22 protein-coding genes and 1 tRNA gene are annotated in these 21542 nt (G+C 43.2%); 12 read left to right on the top strand and 11 right to left on the bottom strand.

All coding sequences use genetic code 11. The features are described 5' to 3' along the window. Nucleotides 1-19 precede the first annotated feature (19 nt). Nucleotides 20-583: a type IV pilin-like G/H family protein gene (locus QUB52_RS04105; RefSeq protein ID WP_265237165.1), complete on the bottom strand. Its 564-nt coding sequence runs from the start codon at nt 581-583 to the stop codon at nt 20-22. Between the two features lie 291 nt (nt 584-874). Between QUB52_RS04105 and QUB52_RS04100 the strand changes: the two genes are divergently transcribed. Next, a complete protein-coding gene (locus tag QUB52_RS04100; protein WP_332972483.1) occupies nt 875-1435 on the top strand; it encodes a Uma2 family endonuclease in 561 nt (186 codons plus the stop codon). A gap of 7 nt (nt 1436-1442) precedes the next feature. Here QUB52_RS04100 and QUB52_RS04095 read toward each other — a convergent pair whose 3' ends face one another. Beyond that, the gene (locus tag QUB52_RS04095) at nt 1443-3254 is read right to left on the bottom strand and encodes an AAA-like domain-containing protein (RefSeq protein ID WP_332972482.1); all 1812 of its coding nucleotides are present in this window, start codon (nt 3252-3254) and stop codon (nt 1443-1445) included. Nucleotides 3255-3392: 138 nt separating this feature from the next. Further along, on the bottom strand, nt 3393-3542 hold the full coding sequence (locus QUB52_RS04090; RefSeq protein ID WP_332972481.1) for a hypothetical protein: 150 nt from the start codon (nt 3540-3542) through the stop codon (nt 3393-3395). Between the two features lie 58 nt (nt 3543-3600). Here QUB52_RS04090 and QUB52_RS04085 point away from each other — a divergent pair, with 58 nt between their 5' ends. The 9 genes from QUB52_RS04085 (at nt 3601) to QUB52_RS04045 (ending at nt 13678) form a co-directional block, all read left to right on the top strand. After that, nucleotides 3601-4215 (top strand): type IV pilin-like G/H family protein, encoded by a 615-nt coding sequence (locus QUB52_RS04085; protein WP_332972480.1) that lies wholly within the window; start codon nt 3601-3603, stop codon nt 4213-4215. A 66-nt stretch (nt 4216-4281) separates the two neighbouring features. Then, nucleotides 4282-5109: a pentapeptide repeat-containing protein gene (locus QUB52_RS04080; RefSeq protein WP_332972479.1), complete on the top strand. Its 828-nt coding sequence runs from the start codon at nt 4282-4284 to the stop codon at nt 5107-5109. Between the two features lie 215 nt (nt 5110-5324). Then, nucleotides 5325-6518, top strand: a complete 1194-nt coding sequence (locus QUB52_RS04075) for a DUF6745 domain-containing protein (protein WP_332972478.1) — start codon at nt 5325-5327, stop codon at nt 6516-6518. A gap of 464 nt (nt 6519-6982) precedes the next feature. Next, entirely contained in the window at nt 6983-7537 is a 555-nt protein-coding gene (locus QUB52_RS04070) for an NfeD family protein (RefSeq protein ID WP_332972477.1), read from the top strand. A gap of 128 nt (nt 7538-7665) precedes the next feature. Further along, a complete protein-coding gene (locus QUB52_RS04065) occupies nt 7666-8211 on the top strand; it encodes an SPFH domain-containing protein (RefSeq protein ID WP_332972476.1) in 546 nt (181 codons plus the stop codon). A gap of 189 nt (nt 8212-8400) precedes the next feature. Then, nucleotides 8401-8847, top strand: coding sequence for a type IV pilin-like G/H family protein (locus QUB52_RS04060; protein ID WP_332972475.1), 447 nt, complete (start codon nt 8401-8403; stop codon nt 8845-8847). 175 nt (nt 8848-9022) lie between these two features. Beyond that, on the top strand, nt 9023-9532 hold the full coding sequence (locus tag QUB52_RS04055) for a type IV pilin-like G/H family protein (protein WP_265237153.1): 510 nt from the start codon (nt 9023-9025) through the stop codon (nt 9530-9532). A gap of 19 nt (nt 9533-9551) precedes the next feature. Then, nucleotides 9552-12539, top strand: coding sequence for an AAA-like domain-containing protein (locus QUB52_RS04050; RefSeq protein WP_332972474.1), 2988 nt, complete (start codon nt 9552-9554; stop codon nt 12537-12539). Nucleotides 12540-12619: 80 nt separating this feature from the next. Further along, a complete protein-coding gene (locus QUB52_RS04045; protein ID WP_265237149.1) occupies nt 12620-13678 on the top strand; it encodes a potassium channel family protein in 1059 nt (352 codons plus the stop codon). A gap of 134 nt (nt 13679-13812) precedes the next feature. Here QUB52_RS04045 and QUB52_RS04040 read toward each other — a convergent pair whose 3' ends face one another. From QUB52_RS04040 to pyk, 4 genes are all read right to left on the bottom strand, one after another. Then, nucleotides 13813-14178: a hypothetical protein gene (locus QUB52_RS04040; protein ID WP_265237148.1), complete on the bottom strand. Its 366-nt coding sequence runs from the start codon at nt 14176-14178 to the stop codon at nt 13813-13815. Nucleotide 14179: 1 nt separating this feature from the next. Then, on the bottom strand, nt 14180-15238 hold the full coding sequence (locus QUB52_RS04035; protein ID WP_332967344.1) for a hypothetical protein: 1059 nt from the start codon (nt 15236-15238) through the stop codon (nt 14180-14182). 425 nt (nt 15239-15663) lie between these two features. Then, nucleotides 15664-15735, bottom strand: a tRNA-Thr gene (locus QUB52_RS04030). A gap of 93 nt (nt 15736-15828) precedes the next feature. After that, a complete protein-coding gene (gene pyk / locus QUB52_RS04025; RefSeq protein WP_265237144.1) occupies nt 15829-17616 on the bottom strand; it encodes a pyruvate kinase in 1788 nt (595 codons plus the stop codon). Nucleotides 17617-18045: 429 nt separating this feature from the next. Between pyk and crtR the strand changes: the two genes are divergently transcribed. Together crtR and QUB52_RS04015 are read left to right on the top strand one after the other, a co-directional pair. After that, entirely contained in the window at nt 18046-18936 is an 891-nt protein-coding gene (crtR, locus tag QUB52_RS04020; protein WP_265237216.1) for a beta-carotene hydroxylase, read from the top strand. Beyond that, on the top strand, nt 18933-19073 hold the full coding sequence (locus QUB52_RS04015; protein ID WP_332972473.1) for a hypothetical protein: 141 nt from the start codon (nt 18933-18935) through the stop codon (nt 19071-19073). Before crtR ends, QUB52_RS04015 begins: the two co-directional genes overlap by 4 nt. A gap of 107 nt (nt 19074-19180) precedes the next feature. Here the strand turns inward: QUB52_RS04015 and QUB52_RS04010 are convergent, their stop codons facing one another. The 4 genes from QUB52_RS04010 to sppA all read right to left on the bottom strand — a co-directional run bounded on the left by QUB52_RS04010 (nt 19181) and on the right by sppA (nt 21517). Continuing rightward, nucleotides 19181-19630 carry an HNH endonuclease gene (locus QUB52_RS04010; protein ID WP_332972472.1) on the bottom strand — a complete coding sequence of 150 codons (450 nt, stop codon included), beginning with the start codon at nt 19628-19630 and terminating at the stop codon, nt 19181-19183. Then, complete coding sequence (locus QUB52_RS04005; protein WP_265237140.1) at nt 19621-19866, bottom strand: hypothetical protein; 246 nt, start codon at nt 19864-19866, stop codon at nt 19621-19623. The genes QUB52_RS04010 and QUB52_RS04005 overlap by 10 nt, the downstream gene beginning before the upstream one ends. A gap of 228 nt (nt 19867-20094) precedes the next feature. Beyond that, entirely contained in the window at nt 20095-20502 is a 408-nt protein-coding gene (gene aroH, locus QUB52_RS04000) for a chorismate mutase (protein WP_321161626.1), read from the bottom strand. Nucleotides 20503-20698: 196 nt separating this feature from the next. After that, nucleotides 20699-21517: a signal peptide peptidase SppA gene (sppA, locus tag QUB52_RS03995; protein ID WP_332972470.1), complete on the bottom strand. Its 819-nt coding sequence runs from the start codon at nt 21515-21517 to the stop codon at nt 20699-20701. Between the last annotated feature and the right edge of the window lie 25 nt (nt 21518-21542).

Raw genomic sequence — 21542 nt, 5'->3', positions numbered from 1 at the left:
TTCTCGGTAATGTCGATATTTACTTAGTCACTTCACTACTACCAGCAGCGCAGACAGGAACATTATTCTGAAGGATAGGATTAGGCAGTTGGATCTTCCCAGGAGAATTTGCTTCACACAGAATGCCTACAGTAGTCTTGTCGTTGTTAGCTGGGGAAACAGGTAGTAAAAATACAGCCCCGACATAACTACGAATATTATTGCTACGGGATACCCCATAACTAAACGCAGCATTTTTGGTAGCTATGGCTGAATAGTTATAATTGGTTGTCTCAGTTTTAATGCCGATAGCCAAAGGATTAATGGAATTAGAAAATGCACCTTTTTCCCCAAAATAAGCTTGTTGGGCGCGGTTAATTGAGCTAACATATTGCTTAGCTTCTGACTGCATAGCTTTATACGGCCTACAACGGGCGAATTCAGGGAGGGCGATCGCAGAAAGGATTGTAATTATCATGAGTATAATAGTGAGTTCTACTAAAGTGAATCCCCCATCGTTTTTTTTGTTGCGAGTAATGTTTGTTTGTGAAAATTTTGCTTGTTTCTTGAGTTGATCGAGTCGAGGATTTATTTTAAGCAACATGATTGTTCTCCAAATGAGTTAGCAGAGTAGTTTCCAAGCAAGTCACAATTAGAGGAGATGCGCGAGCATATTTAGGTTTTAGGTAAATGCCTCATTTGAGTGCGGTGAGGTTTGTAAACCTCGCATATTGTGCCTTGCTTCTACTCTATCTCTATTAAATCACCAGGCTATTTGAGAACATGAGTGAGTTCTCATCGACTTCTCATCGACTTCTCATCGACTTTAGAAATTAGTGGTATTTAATGGTGCGACTGACTATAATTGAAGAAATGATTAGAGGAACGGTAAGTTATGGCTGTGCAGTTGCTCAAAAGACTTTTCACAGTAGAAGAATACCATCAGATGGGTAAAGCTGGGATTCTTTCCGATCGCGATCGCGTAGAATTGATAGAAGGAGAACTTGTTGAAATGGCCGCTATTGGAACTCGTCATGCTTCCTCTGTGAGGCGCTTAGCCAGACTGTGCAGCCAAATTCCCGAAAATTTGGCTACTTTTGACGTGCAGAACCCCGTCCAGTTGAGCGATCGCACTGAGCCGCAACCTGATATAGTATTGTTACAACCTCGCGCCGATTACTATTCAACCGCCCATCCCCTACCATCGGAAGTTTTACTATTAATAGAAGTAGCTGACACTTCAATAGATTATGACAGAGATGTGAAACTTCCTATTTATGCCCGATCGCAAATTCAGGAAGTATGGATCGTCAATTTACAGGAAAATTGCTTGGAAGTATACCGCCAACCAACGGTTAACGGTTACAGTTTAATGCTGAGGTTTTGGCGGGGCGACGAAGTTGCGCCGCTGGCTTTTCCCGAATTTGTGGTTAGTGTGGATTTGGCGATCGGCTAAATCATGATTATTTGCATTCTAGGCGATCGCGAAAATACTCCTCATACAAACTGCATCTCGCACTGCAATAATTCCCCTCCAGTTTCACCAATCCCATACTATTTAATTTAAACCCTAATTCTAACTTCAATCTAACGGGATTTGAGACAATCACAACCTCTCTCATCGCCTCGATCAATTCTGGATATTTTTCTAAATTCCACAAATGCCGCCGCAAATGATCGCTGTAAATTCCTGCCTCCGTTGTCGCCGATTTCACCAAATTATTTAAAGTCACATCTTGACAGACAATCCGATACATAGCCAGCCGCACTAAATAGGGATGTCCTCCCACTAATGCCATCAATTCCTCAACTTCTATCGCATTCCAATTCAGTCCGTGTCGCGCTGCTAACTCTTGCACTTGCTGCGAACTAAACTCCGACAATTCAATCGGCAATCCGACATTAAACGGCGATTTATTCACATCCAACGGAATATAAACTTCCGTGGAATGTACCACAATTAGACGAAACTTTTTCCAAATATCTCGCCGTTTTGCTTCTTCGTGCAAAGCGCGCAACAGCCCAAAAAAGTCATCGGCAATTTCCGGGGATTCAAATAGGCGATCGCTCTCATCTAAACCCAATGTCAGAGGTGGTGAGGATTCCGACAGCAAATACTGTTCAAAGTAAGCCTTACAGCACTGATTGCTGCCAATCAAATCTGCTAATTCCCAACACTTCGGCAACTGATCTAGCATTCCCAACTCTTGACCGACGCTAGCACAAAACCACTGCAAAAATGTATCTGAATTCGCGAATATTCTCCGATTGGCTAGCTGAAAACTCAGCGCTACCGTGCGAGAACCTTGCGCTTCTGCATGATGCAAAATCCGCGCCATTAAGGAAGTTTTGCCCATCTGTCTGGGTGCTTTGATGCGGATCAGGGCTCCCGGTTGGGCGATCGCCTCGTAACACCGGGATTCGATCGGAGGGCGATCGACATAAAAGCGAGAAACTAAATCTACTTGTCCTCCCGGCAATTCTGGCGCTGCTGCTGGTATGGGTTGAATTATCGAATTTTTTGTGCTAGGAATTTCGCTCAAATTGACAGCTAATTCATGGTCTGCATTTAAGGATGTGCGACCTTCTTTAACTACGGTTAAAATTTCAGAAATTAACTTTGATGAGTCGGCCGCACACCGCCAATGCCAAGACTGGACTCCTGCTAAACAATGCAATAAATCAAAAGAAAATGGTGCATTTAATTCAATGCAAATTGGTAATATCGCTGGTTTTTTATTAGTGAAACTGTGCAATTCTTGGGCTAGCTGTACTTGTTCTAATATCATTTCGCTAGCGGCATATTCTGCGGATATCGGTAACAGCAAATAATCGCAAAGCTTTAAATATGAGTTATCTTTGCTGCTGTTGTTAACTAAAAAGACTTCGTGGCTAGCAAAAGTCAAAGCTTGGTGCAATTGTTGAATCAGGGTGTGGTTTGGGTTCGATCGCGCGTAAGCGTTGCCCGCCCCTACGGGAGGCTGATCAACGAAGAGGATCGCAATTTTGGCTATTTTGGCTGCGATCGACTGTGTTTCTACCGATTCGCACTGAGTCTCAAAATCGGCTATATCGCGCCATTCCTGGCCCAAGCCGCGACAAATTTCGATGAAATTAGCATAATCCACAGGTTTGCCATTCAGGAAATGACTGACAGTAGATTGGGCTATCCCTAAATCCTCAGCCAAGATTTTCTGACTGGGAAAGCCATTTCTCAGCAGAGACGATTTAACTGTGGGAATGTACTGGAGATGCAGCCTGAGCGATCGAGGCATTGCTTATAACGATCGAGACACTGAAACCATCATAAATGCCTATTGTCCCTAAAGTCGATAAAAAGTCGATGAAAAGTCGATGAATTTTCAAATAAGTCACTCACCAACTCAAATAGCGGCCTGATTAGATGAGAAATATCAAGGTTGGATCGCATCAAAACGAGGTAAAAGCATTGTGCATTCTATCCTAATTTGGTCGCTGGCGTCAGCTACCGATCTACCAAGTTTCGCCTTCACACCGCCGCTGTTGTTGCTGGGAGTTGTGCTAAGTGCGATCGATCTATTCATTCTCACAACTCACCCGCCCAGATAAAATTGCGATCGTAAACATAGAGGAAAAAATACCATGCGTCAACAAAAGTCTAAGTCAAATAGCATTTTACTCCAGGTTTTTAGCGGTTTACTCAAGGTTGGTGGATGCTTATTGCTTGCGTACATTGGATTGATTGCATTTTTCACCCTGTTTGTCATGCCATTATTTTTTTCTTTTGGAATTAGGGATAAGCAAGTTGAGATATTGCTAGGGTTATCTGCAAGTATGGTAACTAATTCTAAGCAGGTGGAAGGCAAACAGTTTGTTGGTTCAATGAACAAAGGTCAGCTAGCTTATTTGGCAGAAAATAGTGTTCTTGGCAATTCAATTGCGGCTTTAGGACTTGGCATTAAAACAGAAACAAACGACTACAAATATTCAACTCGTGCCACTCAAACAGCAGCATTTAATTATGCAGTTTCCAAGAATAAGACTCTTAAGAATTATGTCGGCGGTGTTTTTTTAGTTCCTGCTCAAAAATTAGATCCAAACGGCCGTCGAGATGAAATGATGACTATAACCATACTTTGCGAAACTGAAAAGCGCCCTTTCTTTAGAGTTAAACAAGCAGATGAGCCGGATGAGCCAGCGGAACCAATTTATCAAAATGGCGAGGTTATTTGCGGTAAAGGTACAACACAGAAGTGACCAGATAATCTAACTAATCAACTCTCACAATATTTCAACCACGTAAGTAAATAGGAAGCGATCGAAATGAAAGCATCGGAATTAATTCATCTGTATCAACAAGGTAGAAGAAACTTTAGCAGAGAAAACCTCAGAGGTGAGAATTTTGATGGTCAGGAACTGTCTCATATTAATTTGAGTTATGCCGATATTCGAGGCGCTAGTTTTGTTAATGCTAATTTAACAGGAGCGAATTTTACTTATGCTCAAGCTGGCACAACTTTTACAGTATCATTTATCCGAACCATTTTTCAGTTAACTGTTGCTTTTTTAGCAATGCGTCTATCTATTTTTTACTGCCTTAGTTTTAATAGTGCTTTTATTAGGGCATCAACCGAATTACGTAATTCTGATACAGGTGGCCTGGTATTCCTTGGACCTTTTGTAATTGGAATGTCTTCACTACTTTTTCTGTTTTTTTTACCAACATGGCTTTCCAAAAACTGGATCGGTATTTTATGTTGCTATTTTACTATATTTTTAGTGCCACAAATAATTGGTTCTAGTTTTTATTTTATAACTAGATTAATACTTGGCTTTGTTCTGCTGTTTATGATACTGTATCCACTAATTATTTGGGTTTCTGTTGCGACGCATTATGTTGTTGAAAGCCTACCCTATCAAGGAACATGGATCTGGCAAGCTACTACTTTTAGAGGAGCTATCTTACGAAAAGCTGATTTTTATAAAGCTACTTTAGGGAATACAGATTTCAGATTTTCTGTGCTAGAATATACTTGTTTATATCAGGCAATATATCTTAATGTTAAACTCTTTAAAAAAACACGATTAGAGTCAAGGAAGCTCTTAATAAAATCAATCAAAACCAAAGTAAATAGGAAGCGATCGACATAACAGCCTTAATTCCCAATCTCAAATCTTAAATCGATTTAACATCAAATGCTGTACCGATATCGTTTGTAAGTCCGATAGTCCGACAGGGAATGAATTCCCTGTCTCATAGCGAAAGTCCTCTCAAAGAGGACTGAAAAGCCTATTTTACGCCAATAATCGCAAAACTCTATAATTGAGTTATATTTAAATTGCGACAAGATGAACCTGGAAGAGATATGTCGCCAACGAAGATGAAAAAATTAACTCCTGAGCAAGAAGCTTTGATTCCTGTTTATCGCGACAAGTGGCGACAAATCGCCCTTTCAACAGAGCGGATCGATCGCGCCAAAGCCGAATCAGCCATCAAAGCAGCTTACATTGCCAATGGTAAACCAGAGCCTGAAGTTGAGTTTTTTAGTAGTCCTTGTGTAGTTTGGAAAAGTCTTTCATGCTACTGGCAAAACTATTATGGTAATAGACTCCGATCGATCGCAGAACTCCCGTTGACAAAAATACCTGAGAATCAATTGGAAAGCTACGAATTAGGGAAGCGCTTGTTTAAGTTGCGCCCACGAATGGACGAACTGTTTTTCGATTTAGTCCAATCACTTAAAAAACCACTAGAATCACTTCAAAAACCACGAGAAAGTCATTTTGAAAATTCAGTACCGCGCTCTCTGATAGAACAACTCGATCGACAATCCCGATCGATCGGAGAAGATGGCAGTTATACTTGTTGGGGCGGTGTTAGTTTTTTCGATGTTATGAATGGTTGTAAAAATTTCATAGTATATCAAAAATTTTGTATGTGGACTCGACCTCAAGTATGGGCTGGTGACGCAGCTTTCCTAGATTTTGGCTTTTCTGTTTTAAATTATCCTTACGATCGAGAAAAATGGGAAATATTCCAACAACTGATCGTGAGTTGCGGCTGGATTTATTCTTGTGAAAAAACTTGTATTGTTTGCGATCGCCCGCTCAAACTTTCTTTTGACAGTCAAGATCGCCTCCACGCAGAAGGAAAACCCGCCATCCAGTTTCCTGATGGATGGGGATTGTACTCGTATCACGGCGTAACATTACCTGAAAAATATGGGGTAGTTCATCCCCAAGAGTGGCAATCCCAATGGATTTTACAAGAGACAAACTCGGAATTTCGTCGATTGTTAATCCAGGAGATTGGCTATGCACGTATCTGCGAAGAATTGCAAGCTACTGAATTAGATTCATGGGCTGAATACACTCTGTTAAAAATAGACAAAATGATTGATAATGGAGATAGACAGCCATTTTATTTGCTAAAAATGACTTGTCCTAGCACGAAATTCATTCATGCCTTGCGGGTACCACCTGATATGCGATCCGCGAGGGAAGCGATTCGCTGGGCTAATTGGGGAATCGACCCACAGGAATTTTCAGTGCAAACCTGATTTAGTAATTGCGATTAAATTGGCATAATCCACAGGTTTGCCATTCAATAAATAACTTTACCGATATCGTTTGTAAGTCCGACAGTCCGACAGGGAATAAATTCCCTGTCTCATAGCGAAAGTCCTCTCAAAGAGGACTGAAGAGCTAATTAAATAAACCTTTTAATCCTCAATTTTAACTCTCAAATATCCCATCTAAAATCAATAATTTCCAATCTAAAATCTAAAATCTAAAATCTAAAATTGATAGTCGGTTTCAACCGACTTTAGCTATGAGGCAGGGGTTTAAACCCCTGCCTCAATGCGCGTTTGACCTTAAATTGACTGCTAAATGTCCCCAAAATCGATGACAAGTCGATGACAAGTCGATGAATTCTCAAATAACTCACTCACCAACTCAAATAGCGGCCTGATTAGATTAGAAATAACAAGGTTGAATCCCATCACAACGAGGTAAAAGCATTGTGCATTCTATCCTAATTTGGTCGCTGGCGTCAGCCACCGCTCAACCAACTTTCGCTTTCACACCGCCGATGTTTTGGTTTGTGCTGGGAGTTGTGCTAAGTGCGATCGATTTTTTTATCCAAAAAACTCAGCCCCACAAATACAGGTTTTACCTGCTGATGATGGGAGTTGCTGCTCTAATTTCATCCTTTATTTTGTGGAGAGGATCAGTCGCATTTCAGTTCAGTTGGGCCAACGTAATGTATGAAGATTTTGACTGGCAGATATCCTACTGGATGGGGATAGCCCTCGCTCTGAATATCTGGATTAGACCGATTTTCATTGTTCGCAAAAAGTTTGTGATTCCCGAAGCAACGGAAGCAACAACTATCTCCGAAATTTTATCGGGAGAAATCGGAATGGTGATTTATGAAGGTGCTTCGTGGAAAGCTCGCAATGAAGATAACCAAGTAATCGCACCCAGACAAAAAGTATACGTTTTGCGTCGCGAAGGAAACACCTTGATTGTGATACCTGACAGATTCATTCGCATCAACAGAGCACTCGGCGATTGAAATCGCTGCTACACAAACAAAGTCCGCCTGCGCGGACTAGGAAATAAAAGGAGTAAATAAGGCTTACGGAGTCAACTGTCAACTGTCAACTGTCAACTGTCAACTGTCAACTGTTTAGGAGATTCACTATGTATCAGTATTTTTTGATGGTGTTGTTTGCAATCACCGGAGTATCTTTAGCCAGCAGCGTGAAAATCGTCCGTCAAGGAGATGAGGCGTTAGTTGAAATTTTTGGAAAGTACGATCGCAAAAAACTAGAACCTGGTATAACATTTCTGATTCCTTTTGTCGAGCAAGTCGCCTATAAAGAAACTCTGCGCGAGCAAATTTTAAGATTGCCATCGCAACAATGCACCACGCGCGATCGAATTTCTATTACTGTTTATTTTATCGTGTACTGGCGAATCATTAACTTAGAAAAAGCTTGTTACAAAGTGCAGAATCTCAAGGAAGCAATGTTAAATATGCTGATTGTTTCAATTCGCACTCACATTGCTAAATTATCTGTTGAGGAACTTTACGCGGCGCGCCACGAGATTAATAATGCTTTAGTAAAGGAGTTGGATACAACGACAGATCCTTGGGGGGTCAAGTTTACCAGGGTGGAATTGCGCGATTTTGCGATCGGCACTAAAGCGACTAAGCCAGCATATCCTGACCAAAAAGAAGCATAAAAGTTGCGATATTAGGAACATCCCATTTTTGCCAATATATCTGTAGGGGCGAAGCATTCCGGCAATAAACCTCTGCTTCTAACGAATAAATTATCTGCCGGAATGCTTCGCCCTTACAAACTTGGGATACTCGCAATTCATTCCCTGTCGGATTATCGGTTTTACTAGAAACACAGAGAGCAAACTACCATGAGTCAACAAAAATTTGAGTTATCTAGCCTTTCACTTTATCGTTACGAATGCTTGTTGTTTTTAATCTACGTCGGAGTAATTGGCGTGCTAGCTAGCCCCTCATTTATTAACGAAGAAATTCTGGAGATACCATCGGAACAAAAACAGTATCTTAGCTCAATGAACAGAGAACAAAAAGCCGATTTCGCTCAAAAAAATACTTTTGCTAATTCTGTTGAAGTATTGGGAACAGGCATTCAAACTGAAACCCCAAATTACAACTATTCAGTTCACGCCAGCAAGCAAGCAGCATTTAATTATGGAGTATCCAAGCACCCAAAAAGTACAAGTTATGTGGGCGGTGTCTTTGTAGTTCCTGCTAAAGAAGTTGAACCAAATGCTGCCAAAGATGAACTCAAGACAATAGCCATATTGTGCAAAGCTGATTATCTCGGTTCAATTTAACCAGCAGAACCCACTTATCAAAATGGTAAAACTGCTTGCGGCAAAGGCACGACAGAAGTAACAGAATAATCGAATTTTAGGGCGGATAATGACAGCCGATCGCGAGTTAGAATCGGCATTTAATTCACTATTTAAGGACTAAAGTCCTTACTACAAACAAAAAGGAGACAATACCATGCGTCAAGAAAATTCTAAGCCAGCTATAATTTCAGTTGATGGTTGTGGATGTTTAGTGCTTTTGATGTGCATTGGAGTAATGGGTGCGATCGCTCTTCCGTCTGTTCTGAGTATGGCAAGTAAGGCTAAGCAGTCGGAAGGCAAACAGTATGTTAGTTCGCTGAACAAAGGTCAGCAAGCTTATTATGCAGAAAAAAATGCTTTTTCCACTTCCATTGAAGCTTTAGGACTTGGACTTAAAACAGAAACCACCAACTACAAATATTCACTTCGTGTGACAAAGCAAGCTGCTTTTAATTATGGAGTATCCAAGCAAAAAAAAGCAAAAAGTTATGTGGGCGGTGTTTTTCTAGTTCCTGCCGCTCCCAATGCTCCTAAAAATGCAATGATAACATCATCCACAATCTTGTGCAAAGCTGATTCTCCCGGTACAATTGAACCAGCGGAACCAACTTATCAAAATGGCAAACTGATGTGTGGTAAAGGCACAACAGAAGTGACAAAATAATCTAACTATAGGCAACATTATGACAGTCAATTATCAATATCAAATCGGCGGCAGTCTCCCGCAAGATGCACCTACTTATGTAGTGCGACAAGCTGATTTAGAACTCTATGAAGCTCTCAAAGCCGGAGAGTTTTGTTATGTTCTCAATTCCCGACAAATGGGCAAATCCAGCTTATTAGTTCAAACGGTACAAAAGCTCTCGGCCGATCGCATTTCTTGTGCTACGATCGACCTTTCGGACATTGGCAGCCAGCAAGTCTCTCTGGATAAGTGGTACGGCGGCGTCGCTTACAAGCTTTTGTGCAGCTTCAACCTGTTTAACGCAGTCGAGTTTATGACTTGGTGGCGGGAGAGAGAGTTGATGCCGCCCGTGCAGCGTTTAGGAGAGTTAATTGAGGAGTTGCTGCTGGCAAAAATTGCTCAACCTATTGTAATTTTTATTGATGAAATTGATAGTATTCTCAGTTTCCAAGAACCGCTAGATGATTTTTTTGCGTTAATTAGAGCTTGCTATAACAAACGCGCTTATAAGTCTGAATACCAGCGGTTAACTTTTGCTTTGCTGGGAGTTGCTTCGCCGTCGGATTTGATTTCTGATGCAAGCCGCACTCCATTTAATATTGGTTTAGCTATAGAATTGTACGGTTTTAATTTACAGGAAGCTCTGCCTTTAGCTAAGGGATTTGAGGGAAAAGTTGACAATCCTCAAGAGGTTTTGCAAGAGATTTTGGATTGGACTGGAGGGCAACCATTTCTGACTCAAAAGCTTTGCAAAATTATACTTCAAAATATCAAATGCTTAGAAGATGCTTCTACTATTTATGGTGCAATGGAGGAAAGAAGGACTGAAGTCCTTACTACGAACCTGGAGGAAAGAAGGACTGAAGTCCTTACTACGAACCTATTCATTGCTGAGATAGTGCAATCTCAGATTATTGATAATTGGGAATCATCCGATGAACCGGTACACCTTAAAACAATTCGCGATCGCCTTTTGAGAAGTCAGCACCGCGCTAGTAGGTTATTGGGATTGTATCAAAAAATCTTGCAACCCGATCCCCCTCAACCCCCCTTAAGAAGGGGGGAGAAAATGCAAGTCGATCCCCCCCAACCCCCCTTAAGAAGGGGGGAGAAAATGCAAGTCGATCCCCCCCAACCCCCCTTAAGAAGGGGGGAGAAAATGCCAGAATTCCCCTCAGTCAAATTAACCAGGAATGAGGAACTTTCAGAACCCCCCTTGTTAAGGGGGGCAGGGGGGATCGGGGCCGATGATACTCCCGAAGAAACAGAATTGCGGCTGAGCGGATTAGTGGTAAAACGAGGTGGCAAATTAACCGTATCCAACCGCATTTATGCAGCTATATTCAATCAAACCTGGGTAGAAAAAGCACTCGGCGACTTACGCCCCTATGCCGAAGCGCTAACAGCATGGATAGCATCAGATTGTCAAGATGAATCTCGCTTATTGCGCGGTCAAGCGCTGGAAGAGGCTAGAGAGTGGTCTGCAAATAAGAGCTTGAGCGCGCAAGATTATCAATTTTTAGGTGCTAGTCAAGAAGCGGAATTTGCCCGATTTCGCGATCGCGAAAAACAAACTAAAGCTGAAATGGAGCAACTGCGCCGCGAAAAAAAGTTACTAGAGGAACTAGCAGAAGCACAAAAACAGAAAAGAATTACTCAATATAAGTTATGGCGCGAGTACAACCTCAGATTAGCAACTATTACAGGGGCCGCAGGAATATTAATATCAATCCTGATTGTAGCATTTTGGGTGAAACCGTCAATCGAAGAAAGAAATAACAAAATTCTGACTCTCAGCGTACTATCAGAAACGCTATTTGCTGCTGGCAAAAAAGATGAAGCTTTGCTAGAAAGCATCAGGGCGGCTACTGAAATTAAGCGATCGCTCGGAGTGAGTTCAGAAATTCAGACGCGAGTGGCGATCGCCCTAGAACAAATAGTTTACAGCTTTCGGGAACGCCGCCACTTACAGGGTGAAACCAGTACCCTTGCTTTCGTCAGTTTCAGCCCCGACAGTCAGATACTGGCTACACCTAACGATGACAATACTATCAAACTTTGGCAAACTAATGGAACTTTGCAAGCAACACTGACAGGGCATACAGATAAAATTATAAGTGCAATCTTCAATCCTAGCAGTCAAATAATTGTCTCCGCCAGCGACGACCAAACTGTCAAAATTTGGCAAAACAACGGAAAATTGATGCACAATTTAAAAGGACATAGCGCTAAATTAACCAGCGTTTGTTTGAGTCCAGATGGTAAAATTATTGCTTCAGCAAGTACCGATGGAACTCTTAAGCTATGGCAAATAAACGGTGCAGAATTTTTAACTTTAAAAGTGGAGCGAGGTTGGATAACCAGTGCTAGTTTTAGCCCAGACGGTCAGATACTTGCTGCGGCTGGTACTGATGGCACTGTTAAACTTTGGAGTTTGACAAAGGTTGTGGAACAATTGCAAAAACAGCAGTCAATCGAGGCAAGTATGGATATCAAATTGCTCAAAATTTTACACATAGAAAGTGATAAAATTATGAGTGTAAGTTTCAGTCCCGACGGTGAAATGCTAGCGGCTGCAAGTGCTGGGGGAACTGCAAGACTTTGGAGCAAAGACGGCACGCCGGTGAGTATTTTGCAACATACAAGTGGATTGACAAATATTAGCTTTAGTCCCGACAGTCAAATGTTGCTATCTGCAAGCACAGACAAAATGGTGAGGTTGTGGAAAATTGATGGCACATTGATCGGAACTTTAAAAGGTAACAAGGATGCTGTTTGGAGTGCGAGTTTTAGTCCTGACGGTAAGGCGATCGCTAGTGCTAGTGCTGACGGTACGGTGATGCTGTGGAATTTTAATCTTGACGATTTGTTGGTGCAGGGTTGCAAGGTTGCCCGCAATTATTTTCAGACAAATCCGATCGCAAATCAAAACAATCGCTACCTCTGCGACGGGATTGGAACTCAGTCAGTCGATTTGAGATTTTAGATTTACTCCACAGATAAATCTGGGAGTTTGAAACTTGGTCTAAGATGTAGCAGCTAATAAATAATAGGTCAGGGCGATCGGTGTATTCAACTCAAGAGCAAAAGTATCAGAATTTGGAAAAAGAGTTAAGGGGCGGCGCGATCGCCCTTGGTGGCGTTTTATGCACGGGTACTCTCTGGTATTGGCAAGTAGAAAAATGGTCTTTGCTGGATGCAGTTTATATGACTGTATTTACTTTAGCAACTGTCGGCTATGGCGAAATTCACCCCCTGGGCAGCCGCGGGCGAATGTTTACCATGTGTTTGATTTTGATGGGTGTGATGGTGATTGGTTATATCGTTAACCGCTTTACAGAAGCGCTGATTCAAGGGTATTTTCAAGAAGGAGCAAGAATTAGGCAGCAGCGGCGTTTGGTAGATTCTTTGATCGGACATTATATTCTCTGCGGTTTTGGGCGAACTGGGCGGCAGATTGCCTTGGAATTTGAAGCAGAAAAAATCCCTTTTGTGGTGGTAGATTTGGCGATACATTCGATCGAGGCTGCCTTGGCGCTGGGGTACAAGGCGGTGCAGGGAGACGCGACGCTGGACGAAATTTTGCTGAATGTGGGGATCGATCGCGCAATTTGTATCGTAGCAGCTTTGCCATCGGATGCTGAGAATTTGTACACTGTGCTGTCGGCGAAAACTCTGAATCCGAAGGTAAGGGCGATCGCCCGCGCCACCACAGAAGAAGCTGTAAAGAAGTTGCAGCGTGGCGGCGCCGATGCCGTCGTATCCCCCTACATTACGGGCGGAAAACGCATGGCGGCGGCTGCTTTGCGCCCTCAAGTGATGGATTTTTTAGATGGGGTTCTGACGGGAACCGATAGTTCTTTTTACATGGAAGAATTTCTGGTAGATCCGAATAGTTGTGTTTACGTCGGAGAAACTTTGAGAAATGCCAAATTGCGATCGCAATCCGGGGCCTTAGTTTTAGCAGTGCGGCGGGCTGACGGCCATTTGATTGTGGGGCCAACTGGAGAAACTGCGATCGAAGGAGGAGATATGCTGATTTGTTTGGGTACTGCTGAACAATTGCGAGCCCTGAATCAAATCCTCAGCCCGCTGAGTTCTCGCGTCCCTCGCCCTCCGAAGTAATAGAGCCGAGTTATGTGGGGCTTGTTATGGGGAGTCGCCTTGTCAGAAGATTGAGTGGCAGTTTAAGGGGATGCAGGGCTGTGGGAGGCATGGGTTAAGGTTGCGATCGGAGTGTCCTCATTGTGGGGCGCGGTTTAAGGTGTCGGCCCTTTGGGTGGATGGCCAGTGTCAGCATTGTTTTCTGGAGTTTGGGGAAATGGTGAAGTATCAGAAGTATTTATAATTTCTTTGACTTGGAGAATTTTTTCATAGTCTTCTCGAGTCAGTGGACAATCAATCAAATCTAAAAATTGTTGCTTTGCTAAAAAACACTGTTTCGCCATTTGACCCAAAAGATTATCAGGAATATCTTTCATCTTCTTTGTATGGCTTGTTTTAGTTTTTACTGCTGTTTTTTTGCCGTCTCGGGTAAAGTAAATGAAATAATGATGATCTCCTTCTGACTCTTGAAATCCCTTTTTTAATAATCCAGACTCAACTTTTGATTTCGGGCGTGGCATTCTAGACCTCTTCAATTTGGTTGAGTAACTGCTTTCTTAAATGTTGAGCATCTGAGGCTAGATCCTCAACACTCGCTTTGGCATATTCATCCCACATCATCACAATTTGTTCATTAATTTCATTAATTAAATCATCACGAGTATAAGCAAAAACGTCAATCCCTATGTTAGGTTCTTCAACAACAAATAATTGACTGGTATCTTCATCCATTTTAGGGGTCAGTCTTAGGGGATTTTTGCAAATAAGCTTTCTATCTAACCAGGAAATTTCTCGCAGAATAATGGGAGATAGTTCTACAGGTTCTATTCTGGTAACATCTGTTAGTTTAGTAGGATGACCATCAGCATCCAAAGTAAACTGACCTGTTACCTGGATTGGCAGGCGACGATTTTTAATCATTGAATCTTCTAACTCTTCCAGGTAAAAACATTCGATTTCCTGATGAGTAGGTGGATACTTTAAAACTACCGTGTGTTTATCAAAGTCAATGCGAATTAGTTCTCCTGTGACTGTCATTACAGTATCTTCAGAGGATTCTTGATTGAGCCAATCATTGATATAAGCGGTAGATTCGTTGGTGAGATTTAATTCAGGTCTATCAGCTAGTGAAAATCCTAAACTCCAATTTTCTCCGGCTTTTGGTAGGATTCTTTTACTTTCTAATAAAGCTCTATTCCTGAGTTTAGAATCGGGGAAAATATCCTGAACTTGGTTAAAGTTTGAATGGATTAAACTGGAAAAAAATTCCTCCAGTTTGTCCATAATTGCTGTATAATTGCCCACGTGACTATTAAAACCTGAGTTCAGCACAACAGGAAGGGTATAGCTTCCAGGTTGAGGAATGCTAGCACGTAAAGCATAACGCTGCTGCATTTCCAAAGGCACTTTAAATCGTTGTTTCACTGTCCCTTTTTCTTCGACAGTAGCGAGTAGGTAAATAATTTGTTGCAATCCACCTAGAACACGCACTAAAATTTCGATGGGGACTTCACAATTCTCCATTTCCTGACCCATCAAGCGGATAGTGGCTTTTGCTTCTGGGGGTTGTGCGAGAGACATTTTTCTATATAGTGGCTTTTATTGTTTCTTAATCTTAACCTAAAAAAGGCTTAAAAGCTAAATTTTTTTTCTGGTATCTCTAGCCTTGTATCTCTGACAAGGCGCACTATTCCAACAGAGGCAATAGCACTCCCAACACAGGCAATAGCACTCTCGTTCTCCCCTGCTAACCTACTTGCCAAATGCTGTATCCGATATAACCATACCGGAATCACAGGCTCACCTGTTTTCAGTCATACGATCGCCCTCGACCTATCAAACTTTACCATTTGGAGCGATCGCACCCTACTTCTTTACTCTCTCACGCGATCGCCCATAAATCACATCCAACCACACCGACACAACAAACTTACCCGTCAAAATCCAGATCCAGCGCCTCGCGGAACAGCTAACCCCCAGAATACCCAAAGGTCGAAATTTTTTAAAGCCGATGGTGGGATTTGAACCCACGACCGTTCGATTACGAATCGAATACTCTACCCCTGAGCTACATCGGCACAAACAACTTTTGACTATAGCATAACTTCGATAAAAAAGCAAGAAGCTGTAGAATTAAATTCAAAACTCCACAACTCCTAACTCAGAACTTGTTAAACAACCAGTTCCCCGTCATTTGAGCCGGCTCTGGCCCCGGAATAAACCAAACCCCGCTGCATATCCAGCGTCAGCATAGTGCCGTCCCGAATTATTCGCATCGCATTCTCCACACCCACCATCACCGGCACGCCCAAGCGCAAACCGATAATCGCAGCGTGAGAAGTCAAACTTTCCTCCTCCGTCACCACACCAGCGGCTTTGCGAATCATCTCCACAAAATCGGCGCTGGTGCGCTCCACTACCAAAATGTCGCCAGCGCGGAAATTCGCCACATCCGTAGCAGTGCGAGCAACCCTGGCCATCCCGCTTACCGAACCCAAACCGACACCGGTGCCTTTGCCTAAAACCGCTGTCACTACTTCAACTTTGATCAAATCCGTCGATCCGGCAACCCCTTGCAGAGTACCGGCGGTCATCACCACTAAATCTCCGTCGGACAATAATTCTTTTTCTTGGGCGACATTGATCGCAGATTGAAATGTCTGGCCTGTGGAGGGCAAATCTAGCACCAACAGGGGTTTTACTCCCCAGACTAATTGCAGTTGTCGGGCTACGTCTACGTGGGGAGTAATTGCCAAAATTGGAGTTTTTGGTCGAAATTTGGAGACATTGCGGGCTGTAGAGCCGGTTTTGGTCAGCGTCATAATCGCTGCGGCGTTTAACTGTTCGGCGATTTGGCTGACTGCTTGGCTGATGCCGTTGGTGATCGATCGACCAACATCTTCTACATTTCTAATATTGCCCCTAATTCCTTCCCTCTCGATGCGGACGGCAATTCTCGCCATCGTCGCCACCGCTTCCACAGGAAAGTTGCCGACAGCGGTTTCATTGGAGAGCATTACCGCATCAGTTCCGTCCAGAATGGCGTTAGCCACGTCGGAAATCTCGGCGCGGGTAGGACGGGGATTGTTGACCATGCTGTCGAGCATCTGGGTAGCGGTAATTACCGGAATCCCCATGCGGTTGGAAGTCGCAATCAGCCGCTTTTGCAAAATCGGCACGTCTTCGGCGGGTAGTTCCACGCCCAAATCGCCGCGGGCGACCATCACGCCGTTGCAAAGGGCGAGAATTTCTTCCATTTGTTCGATCGCCTCGTGCTTTTCGATCTTAGCAATCACCGGTACTTGCTTACCCGCACTGGCAATCAGTTCTTTAATTTCGAGCATATCCTGGGGATTCCGCACGAAACTCAGGGCTACCCAATCGACACCTTGGTCGAGGCCGAACATTAAATCTTTGCGGTCTTTATCAGTCAGCGCCTTAATTGACAGGTATACTCCCGGAAAATTCACGCCTTTGTTGTTGGAAAGCGGCCCACCAACGACAACGCGGCAGTAGAGTTCTCCCGCGCCACGGTCTACTTTTTCGACGCGCATTTCCACTTTCCCGTCGTCGAGCAGAATCGTGGCTCCCTCTGGGACTTCCGAAGCTAGGGTTTCGTAGGTGACGGAAGAAATGAGCTCTGTGCCGACAACCGGGCGGCTGGTCAAAATGAAAGGATCGCCGTTTTTGACAACTATAGAGCCTGTTTCAAAGCGCCCTAAACGAATTTTTGGGCCTTGGAGATCCTGGAGGATGGCGACCGGCTGGTTGAGTTCAAAGGAGGTTTGCCGGATTAAGCGAATGCTGCGCTGGTGGTCTTCTTCTGTTCCGTGGGAAAAGTTGAGTCGCAAAGTTGTCGCACCAGCTTCTATGAGGTTCCGCAGCACTTGTGGGTTGGATGTGGCTGGGCCAATGGTGGCGACAATTTTAGTTCGGCGTAGGGCTTTTGACGGTTGCATGAATTGAGATGGGGTGGCTGGAGGATTTCTTGTTTAAATTTCGGCTAACGTTTCATCTTTTACTACAAGGAATGACGCTAGTCTCAAGTCTTAAAAATTTTGATAGTGGTCAAAACAGCAGGCATTGACCAATATATACAATATCTGACTTTTTACCGATCGGTAATCTTTTCTTGGCGATCGCCCTTTTTTGAAAATATTTCCGATTCCAGGCTTGACATAAATACAGATATACCCATTTATTTGAGTTGGGCTGCTCTGCCCTTTGACTAATCTAGCATTGGTATGGTTTCCGAGCAGCAATACTTTGCTTGTGGTGCAGGCGCTAGTGTCTTCTGAGCCAACTCAGTTTTTTTACCAAACTTTACTATTTGGAGACTTGATATCTTATACTACGCAAGGGTGAAATATTAAGGAGTGTTAACAAAGATGTCGGAGGCAGGACGGCCACTGACAGTGCCGAAAGAGTTTCTGAGTCCTCCGGGTGACTTGAATCCGACGCTGCTGTTGTTTTTGAGTGCATTAGCGATTATCGCGATTTCCTTTGTGGGTTACTGGTACGGAAACTGGCCAGATTGGTGTTGTTTTTCGCTGAACGTGCTGGCCTTGCATATGGCCGGAACAGTCATTCACGATGCGTCTCACCATTCAGCGCATCGCGATCGCACAATTAACGCTATTTTGGGACATGGTAGCGCGCTGATGTTGGGCTTTGCTTACCCCGTATTTACGCGGGTACATATGCAGCATCACGCCCACGTCAATGACCCAGAAAACGATCCAGACCATTATGTCTCTACTGGCGGGCCTCTGTGGTTGATTGCTGCAAGGTTCTTTTACCACGAGATTTTCTTCTTTAAGCGTAAACTGTGGCGGAAATACGAACTTTGGGAATGGTTTTTTAGCCGCTTGTTTGTAATCGGAGTGGTTTATATCTCAATTCAATACGACCATTTGGGTTACGTGCTGAATTTCTGGTTTTCTCCTGCTTTGGTGGTGGGGTTAGCCTTGGGGTTATTTTTTGATTATTTGCCGCACCGTCCGTTTCACGAGCGCGATCGCTGGAAAAATGCCAGAGTATATCCAAGTCCAATTCTGAATATTTTAATTTTGGGGCAGAACTATCACCTGATTCATCATTTGTGGCCTTCAATTCCTTGGTACAATTACCAGCCAGCTTACGAAGCTGTGAAGCCGCTATTAGATGAAAAGGGTTCTCCTCAAAGTCTGGGAATATTGGAAGGTAAAAAGGATTTTTGGAGTTTTATATATGACATCTTTTTAGGGATTAGGCTGCATCACAAGAAGGCTAATGATTGACGAAAAATCCGGTTTCTTGGAGAAGCCGGTTTTTTTGCGAAGGAACAGGGAAGAAGGAAGAAGGAAGAAGGAAGAGGGAAGAATTAAATTTTCGTGACTTTCCTCACAATCTCACAACTGACGCACCTCTGGAATAGATGGTGCGGAGCGAATTAGATTAGGAGTAATGATTGAGAATTAATGTTTCTGACGCACCCTACCGCTTACTATGGCGCAATACGCTATGGATATAAGATCGATCTTATTAATTTTGGCGAGGATCGCGCTTAGGAGGATGCCACCCTGCACTAATCCATAAACGACGAGCTTTGATAATCGCTCTTTCATTATGATATCGATCGTTAAGGTCTAATCGATCGCAAGTCCCCCTACCTGTTGGAGTAATACCGATTATTTCTAAACCATCTACAGACCATATAAAATGATCTAACCATTGCTGTTGACGTGGATCAAATAAAGTTACTTCCTGTTCAGTTGCTGGATCAGTACCAGTAATAAAGTTATAGCGATTATTATTACAGCGATGACAAGCTAAAGCTAAGTTTTCGAGTTCATCACTACCACCAATTGATCGAGGTAAAATATGATCTATCGTAAATAAAGTAGAGCTACTTTCTTCGGCAGAATGGCAATACTCACAAAAAAAACTAGCCCTACTTCTTACTAAATTTCGAGTAGTACGGTTTATGGACATGAGGCTGCTATAACTTTAGCGTTAATTAAGGTAAAAATCCGATCCAGTTCTAGTAAGCTTGCTAATTCTACAACCTCTTCTGAATTTAAAACATTAGCCTTTTTTCCCTCTGCCAGTTCTTCCAATCTAGCTTGCAGATTTTCGGTAAATTTGAATAAGCAAAGATTTCTGACTTTCTGAATTGATATGTCACTATCAATCCAGTAGGAAGGTTGTACCATAAGTTCAGCTATCATGGTTATTTAATGATTTAATTACTAATTTTAAACACTAATTATACCATAAAATTGAGTCAATTTTATTTCTTTTGGGTTAATTTTTATAAAGTTTATAGAGGATCGTTTGTAGAGAAACGGAAGAGCGTCTGTATCGTTTCCCATTTCTGAAAAGTGGGCTAACTCAGTTAAAAATAAACCCACCGTTGCTGGTGGGTTAACTCTTGAATCAATCAAAAAGTGATTTTCTTATTTTTCTGCGGCAAGCGCGACGGCTAAATTCCAATCGGGGCGCAAATTTTGAGCTCCGCGCAAATAAGGATGATAAATTTCGGTATGTGCCGGCCAATTGATGTGAATTAAAAAGCGGATGCAGCGTTCTAAAGAACCCTTAACGTGCATTTGTTGGACATCCAACAAAGGAACATTGCACCAGCGGGGACGTTCGCGGGCGATCGCGGCCGGAAAGACAGCATCCAAATCGCGGGTGACTGAAAACGTAGCACTAATCATTAATTCCGGCTCTAAATTATTTCTTGTTTCTAATTCATCTAACAATTCTCTCACCGATTCTCGAATTGCTTCTACCGAATTCTCGCTGGCAGTTGTTGCCCCGCGAATCGCCCGCACTTGCCATTCCACGCAAATATTCTCCATTTTTTTGTCAGTTGTCAGTTGCTAGTTGTCAGTTGTCAGTTGTTAGTTGTTAGTTGTTGGTTGTTAGTTGTTAGTTGTTAGTTGTTAGTTGCAATTACCAATTACCAATTACCACTGCCAACTGACTACTGCCAACTGCCAACTGCCAACTGCCAACTGACTACTGCCAACCGCCAACTGCCAACTGACTATTAAATCACGGGCGATACAGCCACAGCGGTAAACCGCTAGTAGAAAGCTCGAATTCCAGCAAGTTTTTGTAAGCTGAAAGCCCGGATGTATCCAGACTACTCCCCAATACCCGATTTAGGAAAGGTTTGGCTTTTTCTAGCGTGCAGCATTCGGTTTTTTCGGGGTCGAGACCTGCGAGTTCGGCTGTCCAGCGGCGAGCGTCCTCTTCGGTTCCCAGTCGATCGACTACACCCAATTCTAAGGCTTGCTGACCGCTAAAAATGCGACCGTCGGCAAAGGTTTTGACTTTTTCAACTGGGAGTTTCCGGGCTTCGGCGACGGTTTCGACGAATTGCTGGTAGGTGGTGTCGATTAAGTCTTGCAGAATTTGCTGTTCTGGATCGGTCAATTGTCGATCGAATGCCAAGATATCTTTATACGGCCCAGATTTAATCACCTGAAAAGAAACGCCGACTTTTTCTAACAGCCCTTCTAGGTTGTTACCCCGGATAATCACCCCAATGCTGCCGGTAATTGTACCGGGATTGGAAACGATATGGTGAGCTCCCATGCCGATATAGACTCCGCCAGAAGCTGAAATATTGCCGAAACTGGCGACTATTTTGATTTTTTCGCCCAAACGCTTGAGGGCGCTGTAAATTTCCTGGGAATCGCCAACTGTACCGCCGGGGCTGTCTATCCGCAGCAGCAAGGCGGGAAATTTGCGTTCTTCAACGGTTTTGAGAGCTTCTAGGACTCGTTTGCGGGTTTCTCCGGCGATGGCTCCGGTGACTTCGATACGGGCGATTTGTTTGCGGTAGCGGGGCTTGAATGGCCAAATCATGGGCAGTTTACAGGCAATGTTACGA

The sequence above is a fragment of the Microcoleus sp. A6-C6 genome, assembly GCF_036705955.1.
Taxonomy (GTDB): domain Bacteria; phylum Cyanobacteriota; class Cyanobacteriia; order Cyanobacteriales; family Microcoleaceae; genus Microcoleus.
The sequence above is the reverse complement of the archived record's forward strand: the minus strand, read 5'-3'. Positions and strand labels throughout refer to the sequence as shown.

Bases quoted from the DNA above. Each gene is read 5' to 3' on its own strand.
- QUB52_RS04105 (WP_265237165.1), bottom strand. From the start codon at position 583: ATGTTGCTTAAAATAAATCCTCGACTCGATCAACTCAAGAAACAAGCA.
- QUB52_RS04100 (WP_332972483.1), top strand. From the start codon at position 875: ATGGCTGTGCAGTTGCTCAAAAGACTTTTCACAGTAGAAGAATACCAT.
- QUB52_RS04095 (WP_332972482.1), bottom strand. From the start codon at position 3,254: ATGCCTCGATCGCTCAGGCTGCATCTCCAGTACATTCCCACAGTTAAA.
- QUB52_RS04090 (WP_332972481.1), bottom strand. From the start codon at position 3,542: ATGAATAGATCGATCGCACTTAGCACAACTCCCAGCAACAACAGCGGC.
- QUB52_RS04085 (WP_332972480.1), top strand. From the start codon at position 3,601: ATGCGTCAACAAAAGTCTAAGTCAAATAGCATTTTACTCCAGGTTTTT.
- QUB52_RS04080 (WP_332972479.1), top strand. From the start codon at position 4,282: ATGAAAGCATCGGAATTAATTCATCTGTATCAACAAGGTAGAAGAAAC.
- QUB52_RS04075 (WP_332972478.1), top strand. From the start codon at position 5,325: ATGTCGCCAACGAAGATGAAAAAATTAACTCCTGAGCAAGAAGCTTTG.
- QUB52_RS04065 (WP_332972476.1), top strand. From the start codon at position 7,666: ATGTATCAGTATTTTTTGATGGTGTTGTTTGCAATCACCGGAGTATCT.
- QUB52_RS04060 (WP_332972475.1), top strand. From the start codon at position 8,401: ATGAGTCAACAAAAATTTGAGTTATCTAGCCTTTCACTTTATCGTTAC.
- QUB52_RS04055 (WP_265237153.1), top strand. From the start codon at position 9,023: ATGCGTCAAGAAAATTCTAAGCCAGCTATAATTTCAGTTGATGGTTGT.
- QUB52_RS04050 (WP_332972474.1), top strand. From the start codon at position 9,552: ATGACAGTCAATTATCAATATCAAATCGGCGGCAGTCTCCCGCAAGAT.
- QUB52_RS04040 (WP_265237148.1), bottom strand. From the start codon at position 14,178: ATGCCACGCCCGAAATCAAAAGTTGAGTCTGGATTATTAAAAAAGGGA.
- QUB52_RS04035 (WP_332967344.1), bottom strand. From the start codon at position 15,238: ATGTCTCTCGCACAACCCCCAGAAGCAAAAGCCACTATCCGCTTGATG.
- pyk (WP_265237144.1), bottom strand. From the start codon at position 17,616: ATGCAACCGTCAAAAGCCCTACGCCGAACTAAAATTGTCGCCACCATT.
- crtR (WP_265237216.1), top strand. From the start codon at position 18,046: ATGTCGGAGGCAGGACGGCCACTGACAGTGCCGAAAGAGTTTCTGAGT.
- QUB52_RS04010 (WP_332972472.1), bottom strand. From the start codon at position 19,630: ATGTCCATAAACCGTACTACTCGAAATTTAGTAAGAAGTAGGGCTAGT.
- QUB52_RS04005 (WP_265237140.1), bottom strand. From the start codon at position 19,866: ATGATAGCTGAACTTATGGTACAACCTTCCTACTGGATTGATAGTGAC.
- aroH (WP_321161626.1), bottom strand. From the start codon at position 20,502: ATGGAGAATATTTGCGTGGAATGGCAAGTGCGGGCGATTCGCGGGGCA.
- sppA (WP_332972470.1), bottom strand. From the start codon at position 21,517: ATGATTTGGCCATTCAAGCCCCGCTACCGCAAACAAATCGCCCGTATC.